This window comes from Pseudonocardia kunmingensis, from assembly GCF_006716445.1.
Lineage (GTDB): Bacteria > Actinomycetota > Actinomycetes > Mycobacteriales > Pseudonocardiaceae > Pseudonocardia > Pseudonocardia kunmingensis.
Genome location: NZ_VFPA01000006.1, coordinates 1 through 20070 on the forward strand (window position 1 = coordinate 1; position 20070 = coordinate 20070).

The window sequence follows — 20070 nt, forward strand, 5'->3', positions numbered from 1 at the left end:
GAGATCGTCTCGATGAGGACGGCTCCCATGATGAGCAGGCCGACGGAGACGCCGACGATCGTGATCACGGGCGTGATCGCGTTCCGCAGGACGTGGCGGTTGAGCACCTGGCTGCGCGTCATCCCCTTGGCCCGGGCGGTGCGGGCGTAGTCCGATCCCTGCTCCTCCAGCATCTGGGACCGCACGATGCGGATCACGGTGCCGAGCAGCGCGAGGCTCATGATGAGGGCGGGCATGAGCAGGTGCTGGAAGGCGTCGACGAACAGCGGCCAGTCCCCGGCGAGGAGGGCGTCGACGGTGTAGAAGCCCGTGAGGTCCGGGGGTGGGATGACCCGCGCCGACAGCCTGCCCGGGCCGGGGGCGACCCCGAGGGTGGCGTAGAAGAGGAAGAGGAAGACCAGCCCGACCCAGAAGACCGGGAGCGAGGACCCGAGCAGCGCGAGGACCCGCACCACGCCGTCGACGACCTTTCCCTTCATCCGGGCGGCCAGCACGCCCAGCAGGGTTCCGAGCACGATCGCGAACAGCAGGGCCATGGCGGCGAGTTCGAGCGTGGCGGGAAGGCGCTCGGCGAGGTCCGCGCCCACCGGGGCCTTGGTGCGGAACGAGGTTCCCATGTCGCCCTGCAGGAGGTTCGTGATGTAGGCGACGTACTGCTCGGGCAGGCTCTTGTCGAGCCCCCACCGTTCGGTGGCCGCCTGCACGACGTCGGGGTTGCCGAGGTTGCGCTCGCCGACGATCGAGGCGAGCGGGTTGTCGACGACGGTGTGCGAGAGCAGGAACGCGATGGTCACGATCCCCCACAGCAGCAGGGGTATCAGGGCGAGGCGCTTGGCGACGAAACGGATCATCGGCTCGGGTCACCCCGCGACGAAGCGGATGCGGGTCAGGTCGAGGTTGCGGGTGATGTCGATGTTGTTGCCGGTGACGTCGGCCGAGCTGGCGAGGAGGTACTTCGGGTTGACGACCGGAAGGATGACGGCGTCGCCGTACATCTGCTCGGCCAGCCGGCGGTAGATCGCGGTGCGCTGTTCGCCGGTCTCGGCGAGCGCGGCCGCCGCCAGTCGCTGTTCCTCGGGGTTCACCGGCAGGCCGGCCCGCTCGGCCCAGGTCGAACCCTCGACGAGCCCGAAGTACTGGACGTACTGGATCGCGTCCGGGTGGTCCGGGGCGAAGTAGACGGCCGTGACCGGGATGCCATCGGCCAGGCGGTCGGCCCAGGCCTGGTACTCCAGGGGCTGGAGGTCGAGCTGGATCCCGACGCCCTGCAGCGACTGCTGGATCGACTGGAGCATGGTGGTGAAGGAGACGCCGTAGATCGTGAAGTTCGGGTACACGGCCTGCAGCGCGAGGCCGTCGCCGTAGCCGGCCTCGGCGAGCAGCGCCTTGGCGCCTTCGGGGTCGTACTCGGGCAGGGGCAGACCCTCGGTGCCCTCGAAGCCGTTCGGGATGGCGGTCGCCTGCCGCTCCCCGTTGCCCGCGACGGTCGCGTCGATCACGGACGTGTAGTCGATGGCCTTGCGGATCGCCTCACGCACCCGCAGGTCCTGGAGGGCCTCGCCGCCCGGCTTGCCCGGGGACAGGGCGAGGTAGACGAAGTTCGAGGACGGGACGACCTCGGTCGCGAGCGTCGGGTCGTTCTCGATCTGGGCCAGCGCGTCGAAGCTGGGCTGCATCGCCACGTCGATGTCCCCCTGCTGCAGCTGCTGGAGCTGGGCGGAGGAGTCGGTGACCTCCTTGATGGTGACGTCGCTGAAGTTCGGCGTCTCGCCCCAGTAGGCGTCGTTGCGCCGCAGCACCAGCTGCGACCCCTCGGCGTAGGAGTCGAGCACGTACTGGCCGCTGCCTGCCGAGTTGTCGAGGAACCACTGCTCGGCACGGTCGGTCGACGCCGCGTCGGCGTCCGCGGTGGCGCCGTTCGCCGCGGCGACGTCGGAGTTGATGATGCCCGTGTAGCCGCTGGAGGTGATGTTGAAGAACGCCGAGTTCGGCAGCTCCGAGGTCACCACGACCGTCCGGGCGTCCGGCGCCTGCACGTCGGAGATGCCGGACATGAAGTAGCTCGGCGATCCGGCCAGGTTCTTCAGTCGCTCCCAGGACCACTCGACGTCTTTCGCCTCGACGGGGGAGCCGTCGGAGAACACGGCGTCGGGGCGCAGGGTGAAGGTGAACTGCGTGTTGTCCGCGTTCGCCGTCCAGCTCTCGGCGAGCAGGGGTTCGAGGCCCCCGTCGGGGCTCGCCCGCAGCAGCGTCTCGTAGACCGCCGCGTTGTAGATCTGGCAGGTGTCGCACAGCGAGCGGGAGATGTCGAGGGTGGTGACGTCCATCGCCCGGCCGAGGATGATGCCGGTGCGTTCCTGCGTCGCCGGACCGGTGCTCGAACAGGCGGTCAGCCCGAGGGCGACCACGACGGCGGCGGCTGCCCGTGCGGCGCCGGCCCGGGACTTCCTGGCCCTGCGCGAGTGGATCGGACTCATCGGGGTGTCTCCTTCGTGGTGCCGGTTCCGGCGGGGGACGGGGGAGCGGCGCGAGTGGCGGCGGTCAGGAGCCGGCGCGGCGCGCGGCGGCGACCTCGGCGAAGGCGGCGTCGGTCAGCGTGAGCACCTCGTCGACCAGTTCGACGGTGTGCGCGGTCGACAAGAACATGTTGTGCCAGGGGTGCAGCAGGACGCCGCGCCGCGCCGCCGCGTCGGTGAACGCGAACGCGGTGGACTTGTCGGGGTCGTCGGCGAAAATCAGCAGCGGCATCTGCACCGGTCCGGTGAGGCGCACGGGCAACCCGTACCGGTCGCCCTGCGCCTCGAGCCCGGCCCTGAACCGCTCGCCCGGCTCCTTCATCAGCGCAGGCGCATCGATCTCGATCGCGTGCTGCACCGTGGCGATGGCCGCCGCCATCGGCACCGCCGAGTACCAGAAGGAGCCGGTCACGTAGATCTCGGAGGCGGCGGCGCGCAGGGCGTCGGCACCGACGAGCGCGGCGATCGGGTAGCCGTTGGCGAGGGCCTTCGAGAAGGCGGTCATGTCGGGTCGGACGCCGAGCCCCTCCCAGGCGCCGCGCACGTCGAGCCGGAAGCCGGTGCGGACCTCGTCGAGGACGAGCACCGCCCCGATGCGGGTGGCCAGGGCACGGGCGGCCCTGGCGAACGCGGGGTCGACGGGCTCCTGCGCCACGAACGCGTCGTGGCGGAACGGGGCGACGATGATCGCGGCGACGTCGCCGTCGTGGGCGGCGGCGGCCGCTTCCAGCGACGCGGGGTCGTTGTAGGCGAACTCGACGATGTTGGCCCGGTCCTGCGGCGTCACCCCGGCGTAGCGCGGGGTGAACCAGTCGTTCGCGCCGTGGTAGGCGACGGCGGCCTTGAGGAGCTTCGTGCGGCCGGTCGCGGCGCGCGCGATCCGCACGGCGGTCGACGTGGCGTCGGTGCCGTTCTTGGCGAACATCGCCCAGTCGGCGTGGCCGATCGCCGAGGTCAGCAGCTCGGCCAGCTCGACCATCCGCGGGCTCGGGCCGGACAGCGTGTCGCCCATGGCCGCCTGGCGGGACGCGGCGTCGTCGACGAGCGGGTTGCGGTGGCCCAGGAGCATCGGGCCGAAGGCGCACAGGAAGTCGACGTACCGGTTGCCGTCCGCGTCCCAGGTGTGGGCGCCCTCGCCGCGCGCCCAGAACTGCGGGAAGGACGGCGGCATCGTCCGCTCGTTCGCGAGCATGTGGCCGTACATCCCGCCGGGGATGACCTTCGCCGCCCGGCCGCGCAGCTCCCGGTCGTGACGCGACCGCCGCAGTGGGGGATCGGCAGCAAGGGTCACGGGGTCTCCTCGGTGGCTGGGCCAGGCGGCTAGGATTTAGTTCGAACGTTCGGAATACCTTAAGGGCGGATTATCTTCGTGTGAAGTGCCACGGGGACGGCGTGCGAGCGCGTCGCCGTCCCGCCGCACTCGCCTCGAGCCCGAGACCCCACCCGAGGAGATCCATGCCGAAGATCGTCGATCACGACCAACGCCGGCAGGAGGTGCTGGCGGCGACGTGGCGGGTGATCGCTCGGGTCGGCCTGGACGCGACGACGATCCGCCGCATCGCCGACGAGGCGGGCCACTCGGTCGGGGTGCTCACGCACTACTTCAAGGACAAGGAGGACATCCTCATCTCGGCCCACCTGCTGGCCTTCGCCCGGGCGCGCGCCCGGATCGTCGAGGCGACCGAGGGGCGGAGCAGCCTGGACGCCCTCCGGCTCGCCATGCTCGAAGCACTCCCGCTCGACGAGGAACGGCTCCTCGAAGCCCACGTCGACGTCAGCTTCCTCGGGCACTCGGTCGGCAACGCGCACCTCCGGGAGATCCGCAGCACGTCCAACGCCCGTTCGCGCGTCCTGTGGGGTGGTTTCGTGGCCCAGGCGCAGGACTCGGGCGAGGTGTGCCGCGACGCGGACGCGAGCCTCATCGTCGACGAGATCAAGGCGCTGATCGAGTCCCTGTCGATCCAGGCGATCATCGATCCCGAGCGGATGACCCCGGAGCACCAGGTCGCCCTGGTGTCGCGGTTCCTCGCGCGGATCTCGAGCAGCTGACCCCAACCGTCGCGTTCATGCCGTCCCCTCGGACGGCTGGGGCCCGCGTTCCCGCTCGAGTCGCGGCACCGGACCCGGTCAGCCCCGGATCGTCGGTCCCCGTGGGAAGGCCGGTGTCCGGCGATCTCGGACACCGGCCTCCGGCGCTTCAGGGGGAGGGGGAGGAACCGCCCTCCGGGTCGATCAGGCGGTGTCGGCGCCGATGAACCCCTTGGAGACCATCCAGTCCTTCGCGACGATCCCGGGGTCGTCGCCGTCGACGTCGACCCGCTTCCCCAGCTCGATCATCTCGTCGTTGGTCAACGCCATCGCGACGGGCTGCATGACCTGCTCGATCTCCGGATAGCGCTGGTAGGTCTCCTCCCGGAGCACCACGCAGATGTTGTACTGCGGGAAGAACTTCCGGTCGTCCTCCAGCACCCGCAGGTTGAGGCCCGCGATCCGGCCGTCCGTCGTGAAGATCTCACCGAAGTTGCAGGTGCCGCCCGCGATGCCCGCGTAGATGGCGCCGGTGCCGAAGGTCTTCACCTCCGTGGTCGGGAAGCCGTAGGCGGCCTGCACCCCGGGCAGGCCGTCCTGCCGGCTCGCGAACTCGGTCTCCACGCAGAAGATCGCCTCGTCGGGGTTCTCCTGCAGGAACGCCGTCATGTCCGAGGTCGTGCGCAGGCCGTGCTCCTGCGCGTAGGCCTCGGTCACCCCGAACGCGTAGGTGTTGTTCAGCTCGGAGTACGGCAGCCAGCGCACCCCGTTCTGGGCCAGGTCGGCGTCCCGGACGGCCTCGTACTGCGCCTGCTCGTCGGGGATCGGCTCGGTGTTGCCCAGGTAGTTGATCCAGCCCGTACCGGTGTACTCCCAGGTCAGGTCGATGTCCCCGTTGAGGAGCGCGAGCCGCGAGTTCGATGATCCCTGGATGTTCGTCAGGTCGCGCACGTTCGCCCCCGCTGCCGACAGGGCGAGCTCGGCGATGTAGCCGACGAGGATCTGCTCGGTGAAGTCCTTGGAGCCCACCGTGATCGTCGCGTCCTCCAGCGCGGGAACCGGCGTGATGGTGCCGGGCGTGACGGTGAACGGGATGGCGGTGTTCTGCGACAGCCCGCAACCGGTCACGACGAGCATCGCTGCGGCCACCAGCGCCGCCGCCCGCCGTCTCATGAGACCCCCTTCGGCGCGAGCCAGCGCTCGGCCATCCCGCCGAGCCAGTCGACGAGCAGCGCCAACCCGATCGCCAGCGCCGCGCCGACGTACATCACGGAGTTGAGCTGCAGCTTGTACCCGGTGTCGATGAGCTGGCCGAGCCCGCCGCCGTTGACGAAGAACGCCAGCGTGGCCGTGCCGACCGCCAGCACCAACGCCGTCCGCAGGCCGGCCAGGATCAGCGGGACCGCCAGCGGCAGCTCGACCCGCATCAGCACGCCCGTTGCCGACATCCCGACGCCGCGGCCCGCGTCGATCAGCGCCGCGGGCACCTGCTGGATGCCGACCATCGTGTTCCGCAGAACGGGGAGCAGGGTGTAGAAGACCAGCGGGATCGACACCGCCCACAGGCCCTCGATGCCCGACCACAGGAAGAACAGGACGATGACGCCCAGCGCGGGCGCGGCCTGACCGATGTTCGCGATCACCAGGAACACGGGGCTCAGCCGCTTGAACATCGGCCGGGTCAGCGCGATGCCCAGCGGTATCGCGATCGCGACCACCAGCACGCTCACCACCAGGGTGATCAGCACGTGCTGGCCGGTCAGGGTGAGGATCGTCGGCAGGTTGAGGGTCTCCCGCTCGTTCGCGTTGAGGTCGCTGCTCAGCGCCCAGACCACGACGGCCCCGACGATCGCCACGACCGCGATCGGCTGGATGAACAGCCGCAGCCGGTTGGACCGCGCCTCGACGCTCGGCCGCTGCGGGGTCGACCGGGTGCCGCTGACGCCGGGCAGGGTTTCCGCGACGGCCGTCATGCGTTGTGCTCCTCGCGGAGATTCGCGATCACCTTGGTCACCGTGTCGATGTCGATCGTGCCGAGCAGCTCGCCGCGGTTCCCCGTGACGACCGCCCGGCCCCCTTCGGTGAGGATCGCCTCCAGCGCGTCCTGCAACGTGGACTGGGTGGACACCGAGTCACCCACGGGCTTGCCGGCGCCGTCGAGCGACTGCCGGCCCGGCAGCTCCCGGATGTGCACCCAGCGCTGGGGGCGTTGGCGCGCATCGAGGATCAAGGCGTACGCGCTGCCCGCCTTCTCGAGCTTCTCGATGACGGCCGCCGGACGTTCGTGGTCGCCGACCGCGAGCACCGCGTCGCTGTCGTACTCGACGTCCCGCACCCGGGTGAGGGTGAGCTGCTTGAGCGAGGCGCCCGAACCGACGAACCCCGCGACCATGTCGTTGGCGGGGTTGGCCAGGATGGCGTCCGGGGTGTCGTACTGCTGGATGGTCGAGCGGTCACCCAGCACGGCGATCTTGTCGCCGAGCTTCACGGCCTCGTCGAAGTCGTGGGTGACGAACACGATCGTCTTGCCCAGCTCGGACTGCAGGCGCATGAGCTCGTCCTGCAGGTTGCCGCGGGTGATCGGGTCGACGGCACCGAACGGCTCGTCCATGAGCAGCACCGGCGGGTCGGCGGCGAGCGCTCTCGCCACCCCGACGCGCTGCTGCTGGCCACCGGAGAGCTGCGCCGGCAACCGGTTCGCGAAGGTCTTCGGGTCCAGGCCGACGAGGTCCATCATCTCCTCGACCCGGTCGGCGATCCGCTTCTTGTCCCACTTGAGCAGCCCGGGCACCAAGGCGATGTTCTGCGACACCGTGTAGTGCGGGAACAGCCCGACCTGCTGGATCGCGTAGCCGATGGTGCGGCGGAGCTGGTCGGGGTCGATGTGCAACGCGTCCCGGCCGCCGATGGTGATCGTGCCCGACGTCGGCTCGACCATCCGGTTGATCATCCGCATCGTCGTCGTCTTGCCGCAGCCGGACGGGCCCACCAGCACCACGACCTTCCCGGCGGGGATGGTCATGCTGAACTCCTCGACCGCGGGGGCGGCGGTGCCGGGGTAGCTCTTGGTCACCTTGTCCAGGCAGATCTCGGCGCCGCTGACACCCTGCTCGGTCGGCTCCTGCAGTGTTCCGGTCATCGGATCCCCTTCGGCACGGTCATGCGGGCGATCAGGATGAAGATCGCGTCGAGGACGAGGGCGAGCACGACGACGCCGAGGGTGCCGGCGAGCGCCTGGTTCAACGAGTTGGCCGACCCCGCGCGGGTCAGACCGGAGAACACCTCGGAACCCAGGCCGAAGCCCTTGGCGTACGCGGCGATCACCGCGATGCCCATCAGCATCTGCGCCGAGACGCGCATCCCGGTGAGGATCGCAGGCCAGGCCAGGCGCAGCTCGACGCGGGTGAGCACGCCCACCCGCCCCATCCCGATGCCCTTCGCCGCGTCGGACACCGACGGGTCCACCCCGGAGAGCCCGACGATCGTGTTGCGCACGATCGGCAGCAGCCCGTAGAGGGTCAGGGCGATCACGCTCGGCGTCACCCCGAGGCCGACGACCGGGATCAGCAGACCCAGGAGCGCGAAGGACGGGATCGTCAGGACCGTGCTGGACAGCGCCGTCGCGATGGCGGAGCCTGCCGGGCTGCGGTAGACCAGGATCCCGACACCCACCCCGATCACCGCGGCGAGGATCGTGCACTGGACGACACCGCTGACGTGCAGCCAGGACTGCAACGACAGCCGGTCCCACCGCTCGGCGATGTACTGCCAGAGGCTCACCCTCCGACCACCTCCCCTACCGTTCGCCGGCCGTGGCTCGGCCCGGCGGTTCGCGAACCCTATTGCGGTCCGCCCGCAGATGCTGACCATGAACGTCGGGGCGGCGCCGCCGATCACCCACCGCATCCCCGCCGATATGGCGGCTCCCGCCCGGGCCCAGGCCCACGACCTGCAGTAACGCGGACGTGCCTCCGGTCGGCGCGGGGTCGTCCCGCGCGCGGCGCGGCCGGGCATCGGTGACCCAGTCGTTACGTAGGCTGTCCGCCAGGGCGGCGGAGAAGGTGACGGGTGAGCGGAGCAGCGCGTCGGCGGGCCGGCGTGACCATGACCGAGGTCGCCCAGCGGGCCGGGGTCTCCACGATGACCGTGTCGAACGTGCTCAACGGCCGTTCGCAGCGGGTCAGCGAGTCGACGCGGCGTCGGGTGCTGGCGACTATCGACGAGCTCGGCTACCAGGTGAACATGACGGCCCGGAACCTGCGGGTGGGCCGGACGGGGACGGTCGGCCTCGCGGTGCCCGGCTTCTCCCCGGACTACTACGCGGAGCTCGCAGCCGCGCTGGGGGACCGGTTCGCCGCGCACGGGCTGCGGCTGGCGGTCGAGCGGACCGGTGCGAGCCGGGCCGCGGAGCTGGACGCGTTGACCGCGGCCCGGTTGAGCAGCTACGACGGGTTCGTGCTCAGCGTCGTGGCCGGCGACGCCGCGGATCTGGAGAAGCTGCGGGTCGACACGCCGGTGGTGCTGATCGGGGAGCGCGCTGTTCCCGCCCGGTTCGACCACGTCCTGATGGACAACGTCGGAGGGGCGCGGCTGGCGACCCAGCTCCTGATCCGTTCGGGAGCGCGGCGGATCGCGCTGCTGGGCGGCGTCGTCGGGAGCGAGGAGTCGATGCCGGAGTTGCGGACGCGCGGATACCGCGAGGCCCACGACGCCGCCGGGCTGCACGTCGCCGACGAGCTGATCGTCTCCTGCGAGTTCGCGGTCGCCGACGGCTACGCGGCGACGCGCGGGCTGATCGATCTCGGGGTCGCGTTCGACGCGGTCTTCGCCCTGACCGACTCGTCGGCGATCGGCGCGCTGCGCGCCCTGGCCGAGACCGGCCGCGGGGTCCCGGACGACGTGCAGGTGGTCGGCTTCGACAACGTCGACCACAGCCGGTTCACCACTCCCGCGCTCACGACGGTGGAGCCCGGGAACGCCGAGATGGCCGACGCGATCTGCGAGCTGCTGGTCGAGCGGATCGCGTCGCGCCCGGCGCCGGTACCCGCGCGGGTGATCATGCCGCAGCCGCGGATCGTGCAGCGGGAGTCCACCCGCAGGTCCTGACGGCCATCGCAGGCGCGCAACTCCACGTCGCACCTACTCCCCGTCGCACCTTGGAGCCGTACTGCTGATTTCCGGGCCTGCGGACAGCAGTACGGCTCCAAGGTGGGCTCGGGTCAGGCCAGATCCAGCGCGACGGTGGCGAACGAGTGCGGTGGGAGCACCGCGGTCAGCCGGCCGGACTCCAGTTCGACGGGGAACTCGGCCGGTGCCACGGCGTCCCCGGCCCTCATCGTGTTGTGGGCGTGCGGCTTGTCGGCCGTCAGGATGCGGGCCCGGGCCGCGGTGATCTCCCGGCCGCGCAGGTCCAGGCGCACGGTCGTGCCGGTGTCGAGCGCGAGGTTGCTCATCGAGACGAGCGCGGTGCCGTCCTTCGTGCTGGCGGACACCGAGAGCACGTCGAGCTCGTCGTCGCCGACTGTCACCGCTGCCGGCCCGTCGATGACGTGCACCGGCACCGAGGCCGCGTCCTGGTGCCCCTTGTTCATCTCGAACACGTGGTAGGTCGGGGTGAGCACGAGACCGCCGTCGTCATCGGTGAGGATCATCGCCTGCAGCACGTTGACGGTCTGGGCGATGTTCGCCATCCGCAGCCGGGCGGCGTGCTTGTGGAAGATGTCGAAGTGCAGGCTCGCGACGAGCGCGTCGCGCAAGGTGTTCTGCTGGTGCAGGAATGCCTTGTTCGTGCCCGGCTCGGCCCGCCACCAGGTTCCCCACTCGTCGCACACCAGGCCGATCCGCCGCAGCGGGTCGTAGGCGTCCATCACCGCGCTGTGCCCGGCGATGACCCGGTCGATGTCGGCCGCCTTGAGCATGGTGCGGTAGTGCTGCTCGTCGGTGAACTCCACGGCCGGGCTCGTGGCGATCCCGTCGCCGTCGTGGGTGTAGTAGTGGAACGAGATCGCCTGGAACACGTCGCGGGGCGTGGATGTGCACCCCAGGCAGTTGACGGTCTTCATCAGCGCCTCGGTCCACCTCAGGTCGTCGTCGGCGGCGCCGGCGGCGATCCGGTGGAGCCGGTTGCCGTCGTGATCGCGGCAGAAGGTGGCGTAGCGCGCAGCCAGGTCGGCGTAGGTCTCCGCGCGCATGTGCCCGCCACAGCCCCAGGCCTCGTTCCCGATCCCCCAGAACCGGACCTTCCACGGCGCGTCCCGTCCGTTGGCCTTGCGCAGCCGGACCGCGGGTGAGCCGCCGTCGCGGGTGAGGTACTCGACCCACTCGCTCATCTCCTGGACGGTGCCCGAGCCGACGTTGCCGTTGACGTAGGGCTCCGCGCCCAGGAGCTCGCAGAGGGCCATGAACTCGTGGGTGCCGAAGTGGTTGTTCTCCTCGACGCCACCCCAGTTCGAGTTGACCGTGATCGGTCGGTCCTGTCGCGGGCCGATGCCGTCGCGCCAGTGGTAGGTGTCGGCGAAGCAGCCGCCCGGCCAGCGCAGGTTCGGGATGTCGAGAGCGCGCAGGGCCTCGACGACGTCGAGGCGGAGACCGCCCTCGTTCGGGATCGCGGAGTCCTCGCCCACCCAGAAGCCGCCGTAGATGCACCGTCCCAGATGCTCGGCGAAATGGCCGTAGAGGTGCTTGCTGATCGTCGGGCCGGAGACGTCGAGATCGACGACCACGTGAGCGCTGGACGCGGGCATGCGGGTCCTCCCAGTTTCCGAAACTTTCGGTTCGGATGTTCGAGTCGGGGTGTCTTCACAAGGCGAGGTTTGACGATATACCGTGCTCGACGTCATGCGGCGCCGTAGCTGTAGGACGCCGCCGGGCCGTGAGACGTCGAAAATTTCGAGCAGCTGCGATCGCCATGACCTGCACACCGCCTATCTGGAGGCACACCGCTGTGAATCTCCGCACTGCTGCCACGCTCCTGGCCGCCGCAGCGCTCGCCATGACCGCCGCCTGCAGTCCCGGCTCCGCCGCCGGCGGGGGAGGGGGCGGGGGCGACGGGAAGTCGTTCGAGTTCTGGTCGATGTCCGGGATCGACCAGCAACGGTCCGTCGACCAGTACACGCAGAAGCATCCCGACATCCAGGTGGGCCTCACCGAGGTCGGCAGCTCCCAGGAGACCGCGCAGGCGCTGACGACCGCGCTGGCCGGCGGGAAGGTGCCCGACCTCGTGCTGATCCAGGGCGACGACCTGCCCAAGTTCCTCGAACAGCCGCAGAACTTCTACGACCTGCGCGAGTTCGGCGCCGACGAGATCAAGGGCGACTACCTGGACTGGGTGATGGCGCAGGCCACCGCAGCGGGCGATGAGATCATCGGGATCCCCACCGACGTCGGCGGCCTGGCGGTCGCCTACCGCACCGACCTGTTCGCCGCGGCCGGGCTGCCGACCGACCGGGAGTCGGTCTCGGCGCTGTGGCCGACGTGGGACGACTTCATCGCGACCGGACAGCGCTACGTCGACGCCACCGGGAAGCCGTTCGTCGACAACGTGCCGACCAGCGTCTTCTACCAGGCCGTCAACCAGGTGTCGCAGAAGTACTACGACGACGCCGGCAACCCCATCTACGCCGACAACCCCGAGGTCAAGCAGGCCTTCGACCTGGCGCTGCGCGCGATCGACGCGGACATCTCCGCGAAGCTCTCCTACGCGTCGGAGGGGTGGAACGCCGCCCTGCCCCGGGGTGACTACGCCGTCGTCTCGGCACCCTCGTGGATGCTGAACAGCTTCCGGCGGATCGCGCCCGACACCGCGGGCAAGTGGGACATCGCCACGATCCCGGGTGGCGCGGGCAACTGGGGCGGCAGCTACCTCGCCATCCCGCGACGCGCGCAGAACCCGGAGGCCGCCTGGGCGTACATCAAGGAGATGCAGGCGCCGGAGCGGCAGCTGACGCACTTCCTCGACGTCGGGACGCTGCCGACCACCCCGGAGGTCTACGACGACCCGCAGCTCGTCGGCGAGACCGAGCCGTTCTTCTCCGGGGCGCCCATCGGCCAGATCTACACCCAGGCGGTGCTCGGGCTGGAGCCGTTCCACATGGGCCCGGACACGGCGACCATCGGTGCGGAGTTCCTCAACGCGCTCGTCGACGTCGAACAGACCGGCGGTGATCCGGCCACGGCCTGGGACCGGGCGGTGGGCAACATCCGCACGGCCATCGGACAGTGACCCTCCGCCGATGACCACCACGCTGCCCGGCAGGCAGATCCCGGCACCGGTGGGCACCGACAGGCCGCGGTGGCGGCTCCCCTTCGTGGAGAGCCTGACGCCGTACGCCTACATCGCCCCGTTCTTCGTGCTCTTCGGGATCTTCGGGCTCCTGCCGTTCCTGTTCACCTTCTACGTCGCGTTGTTCGACTGGAACCCGATCGGCGACCAGACCTTCATCGGGCTGGACAACTTCACCCGCATGCTGGGCGACCCGCGGTTCTGGAACGCCACGACCAACACGGTCAGCATCTGGCTGCTGTCGACGATCCCGCAGCTGGCGCTGGCGCTGCTGCTGGCGCACGTGCTCAACCACGCCCGGTTGCGGTTCGCGCTGTTCTTCCGGATGTCGATGCTGGTGCCCTACATCACGTCGGTCGCGGCCACCGTGATCGTGTTCGCGCAGTTGTTCGACCGGAACTACGGGTTGCTCAACTGGCTGCTGGGCTTCCTCGGGCTCGGACCGTTCGACTTCGTCCAGACGACCTGGGGGAGCCACCTGCTGATCGCGATCATGGTGGCCTGGCGCTGGTTCGGCTACACGACGCTGCTGTACCTCGCCTCGCTGCAGGCGGTGCCACGCGACGTGTACGAGGCGGCGTCGATCGACGGGGCCGGCGGGTGGAAGCAGTTCGTCCACATCACGATCCCGTCGCTGCGACCGGTGATCATCTTCACCGTCGTGACGTCGACGATCGGCGGGCTGCAGGTCTTCACCGAGCCGCTGCTGATCTCGGGAGGCGTGCTGACCTGCGGGCCCGTGCGCCAGTGCCAGACGCTCTCGCTGTTCCTCTACGAGCAGGGCTTCGGCCAGTACGAGTTCGGCTACGGCTCGGCGATCGGCGTCGCGCTGTTCGTGATGGTGATCGTGGCCGCCCTCGTCAACTACCTGCTGTCGAGCCGGATCAGGGCGGACCGATGACGATGGAGCCGACGCCGATCACCGGGGCACCTCCGGGACGCGGCCGCCACCAGGGCCGGCTCGGGCGCGTCCGGTGGTGGAACTACCTGCTGCTGGGCGGCGCCACGTTCCTGTGCCTCTTCCCCCTGTACTGGATGTTCATCGTCGCCTCCACCGACTCGGCGACGGCGACGCAGATGCCGCCGGAGGTCGTCCCCGGCGGGAACTTCTTCCACCTCGCCGGGCTCGTGTTCGACACGGTGCCGTTCCTGCAGTCGATCCTCAACAGCCTGTTCGTCGCCACGTCCATCGGCGTCGGGCACGCGGTGCTGTGCGCGCTCGCCGGGTTCGCGTTCGCGAAGCTGCGCTTCCGCGGCAACAACGCGCTGTTCCTGGTCGTCGTGCTCACGATGACGGTGCCGACGCAGCTCGCGGTCATCCCGCAGTACATGATCATCTCTTGGCTCGGCTGGGTCGACACCTTGCAGGCGCTGGTCGTCCCGGGGCTCGCGAGCGCGTTCGGGATCTTCTGGATGCGCCAGCACATCAGCTCGACCATCAGCGACGAGCTGATGCAGGCCGCCCGCATCGACGGGGCGAGCACGTGGCAGATCTTCTGGCGGATCGCCTTCCCGATCGTGCGGCCCGCGGCGTTCGTGCTCGGCCTGTTCGGGTTCGTGAGCGCCTGGAACGACTTCCTCTGGCCGTTCATCGTGCTGAAGTCACCGGAGCGGTTCACCGTGCAGATCGCCATCAAGGCCCTGCAGAACGAGCGGACGATCGACCTGGGCCTGGCCATGTCCGGCTCGTTCCTGGCGACCCTCCCGCTGCTCGTGCTGTTCGTCCTCGTCGGGCGCAGGATGGTCGCGGGCATCCTGGACGGGGCGTTCAAGGGGTGAGCGCCCGCCGGGGCGAGCCGGTCCGCGTCGAGTTCGAGCTGGAGGAGCGAAGTCCTTGAAGATCACTCAGGTGCTGCCGTGGCTGGTCGGGTCCGAGGGCACGGGATGGGGCGAGTACCTGTTCGTGGAGGTGCGCACCGACGAGGGGATCAGCGGCTGGGGCGAGATCACCACGACCACGCCCACGGCCAACCGCGGCATCGCGGCCATGGTCGGGCAGATGACCGACCTGCTCGCGGGCGACGACCCGGCGCGGATCGAGGACACCTGGCACAAGATCTTCCGCGCGTTCACCTACACGGGCAGCCGCGGAGCGGGCACGAACGTGGTGAGCGCGGTCGACATCGCGCTCTGGGACATCCGCGGCAAGGTCCTCGGCCTGCCGATCTGCGAGCTGCTCGGCGGCCGGGTCCGGGACGACCTGCTGATCTACACCCACCCGGACCAGCGACGCTTCGGCGCCCCCGAGGGGGTGGCCGAGGAGATCCGCGCGATCGTCGACTCCGGTCACACCGGCATCAAGTTCGACCCGTTCCCGAGCCGGCCGGGCGTGCCGCTGGCGCAGGACCGCTACCTCGACGGCCGGATGAGCCGCGCCGAGGAGCGGCAGGCCATCGCGCTGACCGCGCTGATCCGGGAGGCCGCGGGCCCCGACGTCGAGCTCCTCATCGACGCCCACGGCCGGTTCGACGTGCCGACCGCCATCCGGCTCGGCCAGGCGCTGGACGAGGTCGGCGACATCCACTGGTACGAGGAGCCGGTGCCGCCGGAGAGCTACCACGCCCTGGAGCAGGTGCGTGAGCGCGTGCGCGTCCCGATCTCGGTGGGGGAGCGCCTGCACACCCGGTGGGACTTCGTCCCGGTCCTCGAGAGGAGGCTCGCCGACTTCGTGATGCCCGACGTCACCTGGACCGGCGGGATCTCCGAGCTGAAGAAGATCGCGACCATGGCCGAGGCCTACTACGTGCCGATCTCACCCCACGACGCGGCGGGCCCGGTCAACCTCGTCGCGGGCGGGCACGTGATGGCGACGGTGCCGAACTTCTACCGGATCGAATCGAGCCGCCACGACCTGAGCAGCTACAACCAGTTCCTGACCGCCCCGCTGGACAACCGGGGCGGGCGGCTCACGCTCCCCGCGGGGCCCGGACTGGGGCTCGACTTCGACGTGGACCACCTGCGCGCCAACGCGCGGGACGGGTTCCACGGCTGATCCGGTCAGCAGGTCCGGGCCGCCGGTGTGGCGGGCAGCACGACGGACGTCCGCCCATACCTCAACGCTCCGGCGGGTACCAGGCGCCTGGTCGTAGAACCAGGTCGTCCCCGGTTCGCGGTCGTGGACGAAGGTCGCGAGCCAGCGCTGCTCGCCCACGTCCGAGCTCACCCAGCCCAGGACGCCGTCGGAGAGCTCCTCCAGGGCGGCCTGGACCTGGGCGAAGTGCGGGTCGACCGGCACGATGCGGGGGCGGTCGCCGGTGAAGCGGGCGGCGATGACCTCGCCGGTGCGGCGGCTGGCGAAGACGGTGGGCGGCAGGGTGTCCGACGCCGCGCTCACGGTGTCCAGGCTGTGCCCGTCCACGGCGGCGACCACGGTCTGCTCGCCGGTCTCGCGGTCGAGCCGCACCAGCCGCAGGTCGTCGGAGTCCTGGTAGTCCCCGATCAGCGCGGCGCTGCCGTCCGGCGTCGGGAGCACGAAGACGCCCATCGGGTGCTCCGGGCCGCCGGCGCGGTGGATGATCCGCCTGCTGCCGGTGTCGGGGTCGGCGGCGGCGATCTCGTAGGTGCCCTCGGCGTCCTGCGACAGGTACCAGGACGCCCGGCCGGTCCGGTCGACGAGGAAGGTCTCCGCCGCGTCGGTCCGCTCCACGAGCGGGCTGGTCTCGCCGGTGGCGACGTCGATCCGGAACACGTCGACGAACAGCGGGCGGGGGTTCATCCAGGCGAGGACCGTGCCGGGCACCGTGGTCTCGGGGTCGACGGCGAACACGCGGGACCCGGGACCGAACGGGGTGAGGTCGACAGCGGGGGAGTCCGGGTCGTCGAGGTCGACGCGGTGCAGGTGCCAGTCCTCGTTGCCGTCGGTGTCCTGCAGGTAGAGCAGCCAGCGGGGGTCGTCGGTCCTCCGGGCCCATCGGACACCGTGCCGTTGCGGCACGGTCAACAGCGTCGACCCCTTCGGGTGGCACCGGCGTCCCGGCCCCGGACCATCAGACCCGGGCGACCATCTTGATCTCGACCAGCAGCTCGGGGAACGCCAGGCGCGGGGTGCCGATCATCGTGCTCGCCACCTGCGGATCCGGCCGCCCGTACGCCTCCTTGCGGACCGGACCGGCAGCGGCGTCGCCCGCGGCGGCGTCCACCACGTAGAGGACCTCGTCGACGACGTCGTCCAGCGAGGCGCCGAACCGCTGCAACAGCCGTGCGGCATTGGCGTAGCACTGCCGCATCTGCGCGCCGGTGTTGCTGAAGTCGGTGACCCGCCCGTCCGGGCCGACCGGCGCCGGCGCGACGAGCTCCGGCCCGTCGTGCGCGACCTGGCCGGACAGGTAGACGGTGTCCCCGCGCTGCACCGCCTGGACGTACCCGTAGCTCTCCTCCCACGCGACCCCGTGCGACTCGACCCGGTTCTCGCTGCTCACGACTCTCTCCCTGCATGTGATCGGGAACTTCTGCCGCGATCGACGCTACGGAGGCCTCGTGGGCGCGAACCAGGCTCGATCGTGCCGTCGATGGCAAGGATCGTGCCGCTCGGGCCTACCCTCGTCACGACGGTGAGGAGGCGGAGTGAGCTCCGGAGACGGCATCTCGGTCGTGGCGATCCTGGCGATGCCGCGCCTCTACCCGCTGGACGTCACGATCCCGGCACACGTCTTCGGCCGCCACCCCGGATACCGGGTCGTCGTCTGCGGTGCGGAGACCGGTGCCGGTGGATCGGGTCCACGGGCCACCGACGGCGTGGTGACCGAGGTCCGGGCCACGCACACGCTCGAGGACGCGACGCTCGCCGACATCGTCGTGGTCCCGGGCTACGAGGGGCCGCACCTGCCGGTGCCCGAGTGGTACCTGCGCACGCTGCGCGCCGCGCACGAGCGGGGATCCCGGATCGTGGCCCTGTGCACGGGGGTGTTCGCACTCGCGGCCGCCGGCCTGCTCGACGGGAGGACCGCGACGATCCACTGGCGGTACTCCGGCGAGCTGCGGTCCGCCTTCCCGGGTGTCGCCGTCGTCGAGAACCGGTTGCTGGTCGAGGACGGGCGCATCGTCACCTCGGCGGGCGCGAGCGCCGGTGTCGACGCCTGCCTGCACCTCATCGAGACGGACTTCGGCACCGTCGCCGCGGACGACGCCGCGCGCGAGGTGGTCTCGGCGCCCGCCCGGTCCGCGGCGGAGCCGCAGTACCACGACCACGACATGGCGCGGCCGGGCGCCCGGGACGACCTGCGCGCCACCCTGGAGTGGGTGACCGGCGACCTCGCCGCACCGATCACCGTCCAGCGGATGGCCGAGCGCAGCCGGATGTCGCGTCGCACGTTCGTCCGGCACTTCCGGCGGGCGAAGGGCATGCCGCCGATGCGCTGGGTCGTGCTGCAGCGGGTGATCCGCGCCCGCCGGCTGCTCGAGACGGGCGACTGGACGGTCGAGCGGATCGCCGCGGAGACGGGGTTCGGCACCGCGGCGAACTTCCGGGTGATCTTCCGGCGGGAGGTGGGGGTGACCCCGACGGCCTACCGGCGGCTGCGCGGCACGGACGTCGAGGACGTGTCGGCTGTTCGCAGCGCCTGACCCTCCGGGCCCGCGCTCGAAGGCGCGCCTCTCGAAGTTAGCTGAGGCTGGCTTACCCGCGGTGGTGAGGTAGGCAGTGATCCGTGTCCAGCGCTTCGGCCTGCCCGTGATCGCTCCCGGCCGCGCGCCCGGTGAGCTCGGGGCTGCCGCACGGTGATGTCCGTCGCCGGCCTGTGGCCGGTCGGTCACTTAGGCTAGGCTACGCTCAGTCGGAGAAAGGTGATCATGTCGGTCGTCATGTCCGAAGAAGCGGTGCCTCCCCGGATCGCGGAGCCGCACAGCGGGGGCGACGAGCCCCTCGATGTCGTCGGAGTGGGGTTCGGGCCTTCCAACCTCGGCCTCGCCATCGCCATCGAGGAGTACAACGCGGAGAGCGCGCGGCCGATCCGGGCCGAGTTCGTGGAGGTCAAGGAGCAGTTCGGGTGGCACACCGGGATGCTCCTGCCCGGCACGACGATGCAGATCTCCTTCCTCAAGGACCTGGCCACCCAGCGCAACGCGCGCAGCCGCTACAGCTTCGTCAACTACCTGGCCGAGCGCGACCGGCTCGTCGACTTCATCAACCACCAGACCTTCTTCCCCACCCGGCTCGAGTTCCACGACTACCTGTCCTGGGCGGCGGAATCGGTGTCGGCGACGGTGCGCTACGCCACCCGGGCGCTCGCGGTGCGCGACGCGGGTGACCGGTTCGAGGTCGACGTGGACGGCCCCGGTGGTGCCGTCGCCCTCCCCGCGCGGAACGTCGTTCTCGCCGGCGGGTTGACGCCGCGACTGCCGAACGGGATCCGTCCCTCGGTGCGGCAGTTCCACAACCACCGGTTGCTCGAGCACCTCGACGAACTCCCCGAACCGCGGCACCACCGATTCGTGGTCGTCGGCGCGGGGCAGAGCGCGGCGGAGGTCACCGAGTACCTGCACGACCGCTTCGCCGCCGCCGAGGTGCACGGGGTCTTCGCCCGCTACGGCTACAGCCCGGCCGACGACAGCCCGTTCGCGAACCGGGTGTTCGATCCCGCGGCGGTCGACGACTTCTTCTCCGCCGATCCCGGCGTGCGCAGGCAACTCCTCGACTACCACCGGTCGACGAACTACTCGTGCGTCGACCTGTCACTGATCGAGACCCTCTACCGGCGGGAGTACGCCGAGCGGGTCTCCGGTGAGCGGCGGCTGTTCATGCACGGCGCATCGGGGGTGCGCACCGTGCAGGAGGACGCGGCCGGCGTGCGCGTGGAGGTGGTCCACAAGCCGACGCGACGGGTGACCGCGCTCGACTGCGACGCCGTGGTGTACGCCACGGGCTTCGACCCGATGCCGCTGCGCGACATCCTCGGGGACCTCTGCGATCGGGAGCTCCTCGACGACGAGCCGCAGGTCACGCGGGACTACCGCCTGCAGGCGGAGCGGCTCCCGGGCGGGATCTACCTCCAGGGCGGCACCGAGCACACGCACGGCCTCACGTCCTCGTTGCTGTCGAACATCGCGGTGCGGTCCGCCGAGATCCTGCAGTCGATCACGGAGTCGCTGCTCCCGGCCGGCGAGCGCGCGTAGGCGCCCCGGCGCTCAGCCTGCGAAGACGTGCACCGCCGACCGCGGCGGGTCGTGCGGATCCCTGCCGGGGTCCCCGGTCCTGGCGAACGCCACGCAGGCGCCGTGCACGCGGGTGGCGAGCCGCCCGCGTTCCAG

Annotated in this window: 17 protein-coding genes; 8 read left to right on the forward strand and 9 right to left on the reverse strand. The window is 70.5% G+C overall.

Annotated features, from left to right (window positions below):
- The 3 genes from FB558_RS36610 to FB558_RS36620 all read right to left on the reverse strand — a co-directional run.
- Positions 1 to 851: ABC transporter permease (locus FB558_RS36610; RefSeq protein ID WP_142062111.1), on the reverse strand; the 851-nt coding region annotated here is incomplete at its 3' end.
- Positions 852 to 860: 9 nt separating this feature from the next.
- Positions 861 to 2477 (reverse strand): ABC transporter substrate-binding protein, encoded by a 1617-nt coding sequence (locus FB558_RS36615; protein ID WP_142062114.1) that lies wholly within the window; start codon positions 2475 to 2477, stop codon positions 861 to 863.
- 64 nt (positions 2478 to 2541) lie between these two features.
- Positions 2542 to 3807 (reverse strand): aminotransferase class III-fold pyridoxal phosphate-dependent enzyme, encoded by a 1266-nt coding sequence (locus FB558_RS36620; protein WP_246107032.1) that lies wholly within the window; start codon positions 3805 to 3807, stop codon positions 2542 to 2544.
- 164 nt (positions 3808 to 3971) lie between these two features.
- Between FB558_RS36620 and FB558_RS36625 the strand changes: the two genes are divergently transcribed.
- Entirely contained in the window at positions 3972 to 4565 is a 594-nt protein-coding gene (locus FB558_RS36625; protein WP_142062117.1) for a TetR/AcrR family transcriptional regulator, read from the forward strand.
- A gap of 183 nt (positions 4566 to 4748) precedes the next feature.
- Here FB558_RS36625 and FB558_RS36630 read toward each other — a convergent pair whose 3' ends face one another.
- From FB558_RS36630 to FB558_RS36645, 4 genes are read right to left on the reverse strand one after another with little or no spacing between them, the layout of a single operon-like run.
- Complete coding sequence (locus FB558_RS36630; RefSeq protein ID WP_142062120.1) at positions 4749 to 5717, reverse strand: glycine betaine ABC transporter substrate-binding protein; 969 nt, start codon at positions 5715 to 5717, stop codon at positions 4749 to 4751.
- Entirely contained in the window at positions 5714 to 6517 is an 804-nt protein-coding gene (locus FB558_RS36635; RefSeq protein ID WP_142062123.1) for an ABC transporter permease, read from the reverse strand. Before FB558_RS36635 ends, FB558_RS36630 begins: the two co-directional genes overlap by 4 nt.
- Complete coding sequence (locus tag FB558_RS36640; protein ID WP_142062126.1) at positions 6514 to 7683, reverse strand: ABC transporter ATP-binding protein; 1170 nt, start codon at positions 7681 to 7683, stop codon at positions 6514 to 6516. Before FB558_RS36640 ends, FB558_RS36635 begins: the two co-directional genes overlap by 4 nt.
- Positions 7680 to 8324, reverse strand: a complete 645-nt coding sequence (locus FB558_RS36645) for an ABC transporter permease (protein ID WP_142062129.1) — start codon at positions 8322 to 8324, stop codon at positions 7680 to 7682. Before FB558_RS36645 ends, FB558_RS36640 begins: the two co-directional genes overlap by 4 nt.
- A 288-nt stretch (positions 8325 to 8612) precedes the next feature.
- Between FB558_RS36645 and FB558_RS36650 the strand changes: the two genes are divergently transcribed.
- Positions 8613 to 9650: a LacI family DNA-binding transcriptional regulator gene (locus FB558_RS36650; protein WP_142062132.1), complete on the forward strand. Its 1038-nt coding sequence runs from the start codon at positions 8613 to 8615 to the stop codon at positions 9648 to 9650.
- A gap of 113 nt (positions 9651 to 9763) precedes the next feature.
- On the opposite strand, the gene FB558_RS36655 is transcribed toward FB558_RS36650, so the two are convergent.
- On the reverse strand, positions 9764 to 11287 hold the full coding sequence (locus FB558_RS36655; RefSeq protein WP_142062135.1) for an alpha-N-arabinofuranosidase: 1524 nt from the start codon (positions 11285 to 11287) through the stop codon (positions 9764 to 9766).
- Between the two features lie 200 nt (positions 11288 to 11487).
- On the opposite strand from FB558_RS36655, the gene FB558_RS36660 reads away from it, so the two are divergent.
- Genes FB558_RS36660 through FB558_RS36675 form a run of 4 tightly spaced genes read left to right on the forward strand, consistent with a single transcriptional unit; the run spans position 11488 to position 15817 of the window.
- Entirely contained in the window at positions 11488 to 12765 is a 1278-nt protein-coding gene (locus FB558_RS36660; RefSeq protein WP_211367107.1) for an ABC transporter substrate-binding protein, read from the forward strand.
- A gap of 10 nt (positions 12766 to 12775) precedes the next feature.
- The gene (locus FB558_RS36665) at positions 12776 to 13726 is read left to right on the forward strand and encodes a carbohydrate ABC transporter permease (protein WP_142062141.1); all 951 of its coding nucleotides are present in this window, start codon (positions 12776 to 12778) and stop codon (positions 13724 to 13726) included.
- Positions 13723 to 14604 carry a carbohydrate ABC transporter permease gene (locus tag FB558_RS36670; RefSeq protein ID WP_170231717.1) on the forward strand — a complete coding sequence of 294 codons (882 nt, stop codon included), beginning with the start codon at positions 13723 to 13725 and terminating at the stop codon, positions 14602 to 14604. Before FB558_RS36665 ends, FB558_RS36670 begins: the two co-directional genes overlap by 4 nt.
- Positions 14605 to 14659: 55 nt before the next feature.
- Positions 14660 to 15817, forward strand: a complete 1158-nt coding sequence (locus tag FB558_RS36675) for a mandelate racemase/muconate lactonizing enzyme family protein (RefSeq protein ID WP_142062143.1) — start codon at positions 14660 to 14662, stop codon at positions 15815 to 15817.
- A 994-nt stretch (positions 15818 to 16811) separates the two neighbouring features.
- On the opposite strand, the gene FB558_RS36685 is transcribed toward FB558_RS36675, so the two are convergent.
- Positions 16812 to 17243 carry a Rid family hydrolase gene (locus FB558_RS36685; RefSeq protein ID WP_142062146.1) on the reverse strand — a complete coding sequence of 144 codons (432 nt, stop codon included), beginning with the start codon at positions 17241 to 17243 and terminating at the stop codon, positions 16812 to 16814.
- A 145-nt stretch (positions 17244 to 17388) separates the two neighbouring features.
- On the opposite strand from FB558_RS36685, the gene FB558_RS36690 reads away from it, so the two are divergent.
- The gene (locus FB558_RS36690; protein WP_211367108.1) at positions 17389 to 18387 is read left to right on the forward strand and encodes a GlxA family transcriptional regulator; all 999 of its coding nucleotides are present in this window, start codon (positions 17389 to 17391) and stop codon (positions 18385 to 18387) included.
- A gap of 225 nt (positions 18388 to 18612) precedes the next feature.
- On the forward strand, positions 18613 to 19935 hold the full coding sequence (locus tag FB558_RS36695; protein WP_142062149.1) for a lysine N(6)-hydroxylase/L-ornithine N(5)-oxygenase family protein: 1323 nt from the start codon (positions 18613 to 18615) through the stop codon (positions 19933 to 19935).
- Positions 19936 to 20070: the final 135 nt, after the last annotated feature.